The organism is Microcystis sp. T1-4, assembly GCF_000297435.1.
In the GTDB taxonomy this organism is placed as follows: domain Bacteria; phylum Cyanobacteriota; class Cyanobacteriia; order Cyanobacteriales; family Microcystaceae; genus Microcystis.
This window is the reverse complement of record NZ_CAIP01000160.1, coordinates 1-10023: the sequence shown is the minus strand read 5'-3', so window position 1 is coordinate 10023 and position 10023 is coordinate 1. Positions and strand designations below refer to the sequence as shown.

Genomic DNA, 10023 nt, shown 5'->3' with positions numbered 1-10023 from the left:
AATGGGGTGATGGGGGAATTTGACTAATACCCTAAAACCCAAAACCCCAAAACCCAAGGGCTAAAATTAGTATTCTGGTACGGTGGAATCGACTTCGCGACTCCAGGCACTGATGCCACCTTTGACGTTAATTCCTTCGATACCTGCCTCTTTGAGGATAGCGAGGGCTTTAGCGGAACGTCCCCCCATCTTACAATGGGCGATAAGACGATAACCGTTGACTAATTCCTTAATTTTGGGAATTGCCGCACCATTCTCGATATCGGGTAGGGGAATTAACACCGAGTTGGGAATCTTAGCGATTTGGTACTCGTTGGGATTACGCACATCGATGAGAATGTAATCATTGGCATTGCTGTCAAGTAGTGCTTTTAACTCTACTACGGTCATTTCTGTCATTTTTTGCTGTTCTGCCGCTTCTTGTGCTTTCGCTTGCGGGATACCGCAGAATTGTTCGTAATCAATTAGTTTTTCAATGACGGGACGGATGGGATTCGGACGCAATTTTAACTCGCGGAATTTCATTTCCCAAGCATTGTAAAGCAGTAAACGACCACTGAGGGTATCCGGAGCGCCGAGGATAATTTTAATGGCTTCTGTGGCTTGAATTGTGCCGATTACTCCGGGTAAAACCCCTAAAACGCCGCCTTCGGCACAGGAGGGAACCATCCCCGGTGGTGGCGGTTCGGGATAGAGATCGCGGTAGTTGGGACCGCCTTGGTAGTTAAAAACGGTTGCCTGTCCTTCAAAGCGGAAAATTGAGCCATAGACGTTGGGTTTGTCGAGAAGAACACAAGCATCATTAGTCAGATAACGGGTGGGGAAATTATCGGTCCCGTCGATGACTACATCATAGGGGGCTAAAATGTCAAGGGCATTTTCGGAACTTATGCGGGTTTCGTACAAATCCACCTGACAATGGGGGTTAATTTCTAGAATTCTGTCCTTAGCGGAAACAATTTTCGGTTTACCTACCCAAGAAGTGCCGTGAATAATTTGACGTTGCAGATTGGAACTATCGACGATATCAAAGTCAACAATACCGATTCTACCGATGCCAGCCGCCGCTAGATAGAGTAAAAGCGGGGAACCGAGTCCCCCGGTGCCGATGCAGAGAACACTGGCGGCTTTTAGTTTTTTTTGACCTTCTAAGCCCACTTCGGGCAGAATAATGTGTCGAGAGTAGCGTTGAACCTCCTCTTGGGAAAGTTCGATCGCTGCGAGATTAGGATTTAGCATAGATTGGGTAAATAGTGAAACCTCACTCGATTCGGGCAAGAATTTCGTCTCAGCACGATTTAGAGACAAAAATCAGGAAGACTCGATCGCTTCCTGGATTTTTAATTCTTTCTATGCCTATGATAGTGTGAGGGTCTGGCTCCCTGTTGTTAATATTAGTTAACTTTCCCCTGCTACTTGGGCGCGGTATTCACTAGCGGAGAGGGTATCAGCCAAGGCAGTATCGGGATTTTCTACCCGCACTTTTAATAACCAACCCTCCCCGTGGGGATCATCGGCAATTAATTCGGGGGAGTCAATCATCGCTTGATTGCGATCGACTACGGTTCCCGAGACGGGAGGATAAAGATCTTCTACCGCTTTTACCGATTCGATCGTGCCGAAACTACTACCCACTTTCAGCGCCTCTCCCAATTCGGGCAATTCTAGAAACACGATATCACCCAATTGATCGACGGCAAAAGCACTAATTCCCAAGGTAGCGATTTCACCTTCGAGTCTGACGTATTCGTGGGTTTCTAGGTATCTCAAATCCTCGGGATATTCCAGTTCCATCGTCTGTCTCTAAATATTTACAGCATCAGTTAGTTTACTAGATTTCTTGGGGAAAATGTTCATCGGCTAGGGCTGTTTTATTGCCGATCGCTGCCTAGACAAAATTAATTACACCGATCGAACCCTGATTAAACAGCTAGAATTGGTTTAGATTGATCGGGGAACGCCACAGAACACTGGAACAGTAAGGGTTAGCTGCTTTTTTAGCTCACTTAACAATACCCAGTTTAAATGCCTCCTAGCTTACTTATGTTAAATTCCATCTTAGATCCTCGCGGTGGCGAACATCAAACTATAAGAGCCTTTTTTGAGCCAAAAACCATCGCTGTGGTGGGATTTAATCGCCAAAATCCCCAACTCGATCGCACTCTTTTAAATAATCTCCATCATAATCCCGGTCAGCACCGCCTTTATCTAGTTAATCCTCACCCCGAAAACTGGCTCGATCTTCCCACCTATAACAGTTTAGAGGATATCCAAGCGGCGATCGATCTGGTAATTATCACCGCCCCCGCTCCCGAAATTCCCGCTATTATCGCCCAATCTGTCGAAAAACAGGTTAAATGCGCCCTGATTCTCTCCACGGGTTTTCGGGAAACCGGCCAGATGGGGGAAAATTTACTCAGGGAAATTAAAGCGATCGCTGGTCAAAAATTACGCATCATCGGTCCCCATAGCTCAGGAATCAGCAATCTCAGCCAAAATCTTAACGCCACCTTTTCCCCCATCCTGCCGAAAACCGGTTCAATTGCCCTGATTAGTCAAAGTGGCGCGATCGCGGCTGCCGTGCTTGATTGGAGTTTAAGCGAAAATGTCGGTTTTAGTCACTTTATCTCCCTCGGAGTCCTTTTAGATGTGGATTGGGGCGAATTACTCTATTATTTGGGAGACGATCCCCAAACCAAAAGCATCGTTATCTACCTGGAATCCCTGAATAATGCCCGCTCTTTTCTGTCCTCGGCCCGAGAAGTTGCCCTAAATAAACCAATTATCGCCATTAGTCGCCACAGTACCGACTTTGACCCCACTTCTCTTTCCCATGCTGGCAAATTGACCAGCGATCAGCTAACTCTCTCCGCTGCCTTTGCTCGCTGTGGCATTGTGGAAGTACAAAGACTGGCCGATCTCTTGAATATCACGCAAGTTTTAGCGAAAATTCCCCGATTTCCCCGGGGAAAACGCTTGACAATCATCAGCAATGGTGTTGCTCCCGCTCTTTTAGCGGCCTCGGCTTTACTGGCGGAGGATGGACAACTGGCAACCCTTACCCCCGCAACGATCGCACAACTAGCGCCTCTTGTTCCCGCGGATATTGTCCCACGAAATCCCATCGATCTGCGTCGCGGCAGCGATCCCGATAGCTACGCTCGCGCCCTAGAGATCGCTTTAGCGGATGCACATACCGACGCGGTGTTGATGATTCTCTCGCCTCGCTTTAACACCGATCTGCGAGCAATTGCCCGTAGCATCGCCTCAATCGCTCAAAATAGCAAAAAACCCATTTTAGCAAGTTTGATGGGGGGAGAGGGCATTGCAGAGGGAGTAGCGTTATTAAATCAGCAGGGTATCCCCACCTATCGCTATCCCGATTCGGCGGCCCGGGTGTTTAATTTGCTCTGGAAATATGAGGAGAATCTGCGCGGTCTTTATCAAACGCCAATTTTAACCAATTCCAGGGAAAATGGCTCCGATCGAGTTTTAGTGAGCCAGATTATCGAGCAAGCAGGGGATAGAACAATTCTCAGTGAGCCAGAGTCTTTAGATATACTCAAAGCTTATGGAATCCCTGTTATTGTCACTAAAATTGCTGAAAGTGCCGCAGAAGCAGTTAATCTCGCTGAATCTCTCGGTTATCCCGTGGTGATGAAACTGCATTCGAGGACGATTATCCATAAAAGCGCGGTGGGTGGGGTACAATTGCCGCTTTTTTCCCCTATGGCAGTCGCACAAGCATATCAGGCGATCGAAGCTAATGTTAGCGCACAAGTGGGTCGGGAGCATTTTCTCGGGGTGAGTATTCAACCGATGTTAGAAATCGATCGAGGATATGAGTTAATTATCGGCTCTAATTACGATGATCAGTGCGGACCGGTGATAATTTTTGGTACTGGCGGCCGTTTAGTCGATATTTTTCAAGATTACGCCACCGCTCTACCTCCTTTAAATACTAATCTCGCTCGCCGACTTTTAGAAAAAACCAAAATTTATCGGGCTTTTCACGGGACAAATGGGCTTAAATCGCTTAATTTAGCGAATTTGGAGCAAATAATCGTGAGATTTAGTCACCTGGTTAGTGAACAACCTCGCATTAAAACTATCGATATTAATCCCTTTTTTGCCGATTCAGAGCAATTAATCGCCCTTTCCGCTTCTATCCTTCTTCATCCTCCAACTACTCCCCCAGAAAAGTTATCTCATCCGGCGATTCGTCCCTATCCCGAACATTATATAGGGCTTTGGACGACGAAAAGAGGCTTAAAGGTGCTAATTCGTCCAATTCGGGCAGCGGATGAGCCTTTAGTGCGACAATTTCACCATTATCTCTCGGAAGAAACTATTTATTATCGTTATTTTCACCTTGTCAATCTTGATCGCCAAACCGCTTATGATCGTCTTACGCGCATTTGTTTTATCGACTACGATCGAGTAATGAGCTTAGTGGTAGAGATTAATAACGATCAGACGGAAGAACCAGAAATTATCGCTATAGGACGCTTAAATAAACTGCATGGCGTTAATGTGGCGGAATTTGACCTATTAGTTAGGGATGACTATCAAGGTCAAGGAATTGGTACTGAATTACTACAGCGTTTGGTCACTATTGGCAAAAAGGAAGGATTAGAGGGAATCGAAGGGGAAATTTTAAGGGATAACCGCGCTATGCAGATAATAGCCGCTAAAGTGGGGTTTTCTCTCTATAAAACTGCCGATTTTGTCAAAGCGGAACTTGAATTATGAAGCCTTTTTTGATCAGCTGATCACTAATTTTTTGGCTGAATTGTTTGGGCTAATCCTTGCTCTAAAGTAAAGGGAGGTTGCCAATCCAGGGTTTTTTGAATATGGCTAGAGTCAACGGCAAGAGAACCAAGCAAGCGATCGATACTATAGGTGTTAAAAGGGAGGTTTTTCCCTGTTATGGATTCTACTCTATCACCCAGATAACCTAAGAATCTAAGTAAGGTAGTGGGGACGGGCAGCAATCGACAGGGTTGTTGAATTTGTTGAGCAATGAGTCGAATTAATTGGGGAGTAGAAACAGCTTGGTTATCGCTAATTAAAAAAATCTGATTAGCGGCATTAGGATGATCTAAACAGGTAATAATGGCAGCAACTAAGTTACCCACAAAGACAAAACTACGACGATTTTTTACCGCACCAAAAGGTAAAGGTAATCCCCGTTTAATTAGTTTCATCAAGCGGTCAATATTACCCGGATTACCAGGACCGTAAACCAGAGTAGGACGAAGGATTGTCCAAGTCATGTTACTATCTTTGGCAAGGTTAATTAAAGCTTGTTCCGCTTGTAGTTTACTACGACCATAGGGACTATCAGGGTGACAGGGAGAGTTTTCTGTGAGTATCCTATCGCTTTGAGTTGTCATCGCACCGATAGAACTGATAAAAATAAAGTGTTTAACTCCTGCTTGAATTGATTGTTCAACTAAGTTAGCTGTACCTTGAGTATTAACCTTAATAAACTCCGCTTCTGGATTGGGAATAGTTTCGTTGATAATATGAGCGCGAGCCGCTAGATGGATGACTATATCAATTCCCTGTAGTGCCTCTTGCCAATTAGTTTTTTCATCGATATTGCCAACTTTGATAGTTTTAATTGGGATAGATAAGGACTGAGACAAATTCTTTCTTCCTGCTGCAGTAATCTGGAATTTCTGCTGAGATAAAATTGGTAGAAGATAGCTACCGATAAAGCCTGTTGCTCCAGTAATGAGAAGTTTTTGCATAAAAAATCAATACAGTTAACATGGTTTGCTTTAATCTTTATTAAGTTGTTTGAGCAAAAATATCTCGGAAAAGTTGTTTATATTTCTGATCAGTAAGATCAAAATTATATTTAGTTTTAGATATTACAGCTGCTCTGTCGCCCATTTGTTTACATATATCAGGATGAGATGCCGCAAATTCAATAGTTTCCACTAATTTATCAAGATTTCCTGGTGCAACTACCCAGCCAATATTTTCTTCTTGAACAACCTGAGCTAGTTCAGACGAATCATCGGTCATTGCAATAATCGGTTTACCAGCAGCCATTTGATTATACATCCGACAAGGAACCGATACACCAGTCATTCCTGGTACAAATCCAATAAAAGCGATGTCACAAGCATTAAGGGAGGTGATTAGCTCGGAGCGAGGTAGAAAAGACATAAGGCTGATATTTTCTAGATTTTTAGTTTCTTTATATTCAACTAACCAATCTTTTTTAGCGCCATAGCCGATAACTATAAAGTGAATATTTTGATTATTTATTAGCTTTTCCGCTGCTTGAGCCAGGTATTCTATACCATGAGTTCTACCTATATTACCAGAATAAATAACTATAAATCGATCACCAATATTTAGTTTTTCTAAGAGAGAATTATTCAGCCTGTCCGTAGGTTCTATCTCATCGTCAGACCAGTTAGGAATAAGAGCAATTTTTTCTATTTTTTTTTCTGACAACTTACTAGCAATTAATTGATTCATATCCCTGCCCAGAGAGATGATTTTTATAGAATTTTCATAAACTATTTTGTTAACAATATTCAGTAATTTAACTAGCCAAGATGAGGACGACACCAGTTGGGTTGCTATTAGTGCCTCTGGGTAAACATCATGAACTAGCAAAACATAAAGGCAATTCTTTAACCATTTGATTAGTAAAGCAACAAGGGGTAAAAGTGGAGGGTTGGTAACTACTAATAAGCAATCTTCTCGCTGGCACAAAATCAAACATTTCAAAAAAATTGCTATGGTTCGAGTCAGGATATTTAATATCCTGCCCAAAAAATAATCCTTATTAAAAGTTGTTCCTGCACAGCGAATAACATCAACATTGTTAATAGTTTCCTGTGGAGGCGATTTCTCTGCTAAAAAGAAGTTTGTTGCTGGACCAGTGATGACCTTAACTTTATATTCTTTCGCTAGTCCTTCAGCAGTTTTCGTCAGTAGGTATCCCGTGGAGGTTTGTTCAGGAAAGTATAGTTCTGTCAGTATGATGATTCTGCTCATAGTAGAGTTTAAGATCCCTTTTATCTATTAGGTTTATATTTTAACAATTTTATCCCCACGACACTGAGGGTGAGTAACGACAATTTGTAGCAACCATAAAAGAGCGATGTGGTTTGACCATTTTTCAGTTTAGATTGTAAACTTGCTATCTAGAACTTATTTTTTTTTGAGCAATAAAAATAGTAAATTTTTGAATAATGCGTATCTCCATTTGATTATCTGTAAAATTGATGACCGATGTTCACAAGTAACATTGTTACTATGTCTTCGATATTGAACTAAAGGTTGCTTAAGATAAAAGGTTTTACCGTAAATTTCATTGACCAATCCTATCCACATATCGTGCATTGGTATATCTTTTGGAAAAGGTAGAAAATAATTCAGCATTTCTCTCCTAAAAGCTAAGGCACATCCACGAAATCTCGGTTTGATTAAATTAGGAACCATTCCAGCAGTAAATTCGCTTATTAACTGTGAATCGTCAATTAAATTATCATCTTCATCAATCACCTGTAAATTACTAATAACCAATGTTACTTCTTTTTTTTGAGTGAATATGTTGACAAATTCTGAGATTTTATCAGGACACCAAATATCATCTTGATCGCAGAGAAAAATGATATCCCCTTCAGCATTGGTTATCGATTTTTCAAAGTTTTTAATTGCTCCTAAGTTTCTGGTATTTTCCCATAATTTTATCCGAGAATCAGTAAATTTCTGAATCAAGTTGACCGTTTGATCAGATGAACAATCATCAACTATTACCAGTTCATCATTATATGATAGCTGGGGAAGAATAGAGTTGATTTGTTTTTCTAGAAACTTGGCTCCATTATAGGTTGCCATGCAAACTGATATTTTCATTTAAAAATTTTCCCATGATATAGCAAATAATGATATCCTATGAATTTGCCTGTTTCAGAAAATCACAAGCTGAAAAAATCCTTGAACTATCAAACTAAAAATATATTTTCCGAATTTTTATCTAGGTAAATGGTTTCCCAATTTCAGTATAAAAAACGAAAATTTATCAGTTGTTTCCTCTCCGAGAATTATAGTTAATGTCATTCTTATGTATATCCTTATATAACAGAATACTAAAAGCAATGGACTGACTGGAGCATCTAGCTTTTTAATCGCTCTTGAAATTTCCTGAAAAAATTTCAACCTGTTCATTGCTCGGTTGGCCATTCCTCCCAAAAATACTCCTGCGATGACTTCATTTATAAAGACGGGATTTTCTTGTTTTAAAGACCTTAGTAATAATTCATAATCACAAGTTAAACGAAATGATTCATCAAAATAGCTATAGTCTTCAAATAAACTTTTATGTTGGAAGACAGACTGATGATGAATAGCCATTAGATTCATAAATTTTTTCTGCATTTCCTGCCAAGGTTGACCTTGAGTATCCAGCAATTCCCCATTGGGCAGGAATCTAACAACTTTACCATGAATGAGCTTAACTGGCTCAGAAATTTCTTGTATGAAGTTTGCTACCAGTTCTAATGTATCATTACTCCAAAGATAATCATCGCAGCCCAGAAAATATATCCAATCTCCAGCCGCTTTGTCAAGAGCCTTATTCCAAGCGTGAGCTAGTCCTCTATCTGGTTGAGACTCCCAGTATGTTATTTGGTCTTGATAAGCTTGAATAATTTCTACAGAACCGTCATCAGAACCTCCATCAATAACAATTAACTCTTTTTCAGGATAGGTTTGATGGATGAAACTCTCAAGACAACGTTTGAGAGTTTCTCTTCCATTAAAAACAGCCACAATAATGGTGAAAATAGGTACTTGCTTGTGAGTCGATAGCATAATGGTTAACTTCTTCGCTATTTCAAATACACCTTAATCTTATAGGGCATTTGAAAACTCATGTCAAGTGGATCACAAAATTGGCCAATTGTCAATAGCGTTTGAGATGCGCTCACCCTGATCAAAATAAAAAAAAGAAAGATTAGATTTAAAACAAATTCCAAACAGCAAAGGAAAGACAACATTCCAGTAACTAGGACGATTGAGCATCAGAAATCCTAATTCTGACATGGCACCTACAGATATCGCTAGACCTATTTTCGCTAGATACAGGTAATGCTTTCTAAGGAGAGGATTTTCGATGAGGATAATCCTAGTAAAGAAGTCTCTTATTTGATTAGCTCTACTCCAAAATATCCAAATAAAACATATTGTTCCTACTATACCACACTCAACCAGTAGTCTCGACAGCATAGAGTAGCCATCAAAGTAACACAAGAGTTACGCACAAACTGAGAAGTTCTGATAGCTTCATCAAGCCGGTGATATTGCTCTGGTGTCCCGTTTTTTTACTTGGCTTCTACGACTAGCATTGATTAATCCTCGACCCTAGATAAATTAAGTATAACACAGTTTACCTACAAATGGTAGAATTAAAATCGTGCTTCGCAGTTAATATCCTGGTCGGATTTCATCCCCCGCAAAGGTTGATGTCTTGTCGAAAAATTTAGCGGGGGCATTCATCCGACATTTTAGGTAAAGAAAAATTTTAACCAGCTAACACTGGAAAGCGAACAAGAGTTTTCTAAGGTTATCGGTTGTCTATACTTTAGACGTTCATAATCTGAGATTTATTAAACTTCTGAAATCGTAGAGTCAGCAAGGAATCCAGTTCTTTTTTATGTTTCAGGTGGGCATCATTCAGACATTCATAAATAGCTGAAGAAAAGTCAGAAAAGTTTTCATAGTATTTACCATACAAACATTTCTTTTTGACAAATTTCCACAGCCTTTCAATTAAATTTAGATTAGGCGAATAAGACGGCAAATAGAGTAGCTCTATTGACAAAGAAAGAGCCAATTCTTCAACAATTTTACATTTTTGATAGCGGGCATTATCTAAGACTAGAGTGATGGGAATAGTTATTCCTAAAGCAGCTATTTTTTTAAGAAGTTCACAGACTTGAGTTGCTGTAATATAAGTGTCATTCGTAACCAGAATAACTTCATGAGTTATGG

8 protein-coding genes and 1 pseudogene are annotated in these 10023 nt (G+C 40.6%); 1 reads left to right on the top strand and 8 read right to left on the bottom strand.

What is annotated here, in order from left to right; all coding sequences use genetic code 11:
• Nucleotides 1-66: 66 nt before the first annotated feature.
• Nucleotides 67-1239, bottom strand: coding sequence for a molybdopterin-synthase adenylyltransferase MoeB (gene moeB / locus MICAI_RS09745; RefSeq protein WP_039899941.1), 1173 nt, complete (start codon nt 1237-1239; stop codon nt 67-69).
• A gap of 159 nt (nt 1240-1398) precedes the next feature.
• On the bottom strand, nt 1399-1794 hold the full coding sequence (gene gcvH / locus MICAI_RS09740; protein ID WP_008201043.1) for a glycine cleavage system protein GcvH: 396 nt from the start codon (nt 1792-1794) through the stop codon (nt 1399-1401).
• 249 nt (nt 1795-2043) lie between these two features.
• Here gcvH and MICAI_RS09735 point away from each other — a divergent pair, with 249 nt between their 5' ends.
• A complete protein-coding gene (locus MICAI_RS09735; RefSeq protein ID WP_008201042.1) occupies nt 2044-4752 on the top strand; it encodes a bifunctional acetate--CoA ligase family protein/GNAT family N-acetyltransferase in 2709 nt (902 codons plus the stop codon).
• Between the two features lie 23 nt (nt 4753-4775).
• Here MICAI_RS09735 and MICAI_RS09730 read toward each other — a convergent pair whose 3' ends face one another.
• The 6 genes and pseudogenes from MICAI_RS09730 to MICAI_RS09705 form a co-directional block, all read right to left on the bottom strand.
• Nucleotides 4776-5756 carry an NAD-dependent epimerase/dehydratase family protein gene (locus MICAI_RS09730; RefSeq protein ID WP_008201040.1) on the bottom strand — a complete coding sequence of 327 codons (981 nt, stop codon included), beginning with the start codon at nt 5754-5756 and terminating at the stop codon, nt 4776-4778.
• Between the two features lie 40 nt (nt 5757-5796).
• On the bottom strand, nt 5797-7023 hold the full coding sequence (locus MICAI_RS09725; RefSeq protein ID WP_008201038.1) for a glycosyltransferase family 4 protein: 1227 nt from the start codon (nt 7021-7023) through the stop codon (nt 5797-5799).
• Between the two features lie 156 nt (nt 7024-7179).
• A complete protein-coding gene (locus MICAI_RS09720) occupies nt 7180-7887 on the bottom strand; it encodes a glycosyltransferase family 2 protein (protein ID WP_008201036.1) in 708 nt (235 codons plus the stop codon).
• A 117-nt stretch (nt 7888-8004) separates the two neighbouring features.
• The gene (locus MICAI_RS09715) at nt 8005-8844 is read right to left on the bottom strand and encodes a glycosyltransferase family 2 protein (RefSeq protein ID WP_008201034.1); all 840 of its coding nucleotides are present in this window, start codon (nt 8842-8844) and stop codon (nt 8005-8007) included.
• 431 nt (nt 8845-9275) lie between these two features.
• Nucleotides 9276-9377: pseudogene (locus MICAI_RS23655) on the bottom strand (transposase); the annotation flags it as partial.
• A gap of 236 nt (nt 9378-9613) precedes the next feature.
• Nucleotides 9614-10023: transposase (locus tag MICAI_RS09705; RefSeq protein ID WP_039899940.1), on the bottom strand; the 410-nt coding region annotated here is incomplete at its 5' end.

Bases quoted from the DNA above. Each gene is read 5' to 3' on its own strand.
- MICAI_RS09720 (WP_008201036.1), bottom strand. From the start codon at position 7,887: ATGAAAATATCAGTTTGCATGGCAACCTATAATGGAGCCAAGTTTCTA.
- gcvH (WP_008201043.1), bottom strand. From the start codon at position 1,794: ATGGAACTGGAATATCCCGAGGATTTGAGATACCTAGAAACCCACGAA.
- MICAI_RS09725 (WP_008201038.1), bottom strand. From the start codon at position 7,023: ATGAGCAGAATCATCATACTGACAGAACTATACTTTCCTGAACAAACC.
- MICAI_RS09730 (WP_008201040.1), bottom strand. From the start codon at position 5,756: ATGCAAAAACTTCTCATTACTGGAGCAACAGGCTTTATCGGTAGCTAT.
- MICAI_RS09735 (WP_008201042.1), top strand. From the start codon at position 2,044: ATGTTAAATTCCATCTTAGATCCTCGCGGTGGCGAACATCAAACTATA.
- MICAI_RS09715 (WP_008201034.1), bottom strand. From the start codon at position 8,844: ATGCTATCGACTCACAAGCAAGTACCTATTTTCACCATTATTGTGGCT.
- moeB (WP_039899941.1), bottom strand. From the start codon at position 1,239: ATGCTAAATCCTAATCTCGCAGCGATCGAACTTTCCCAAGAGGAGGTT.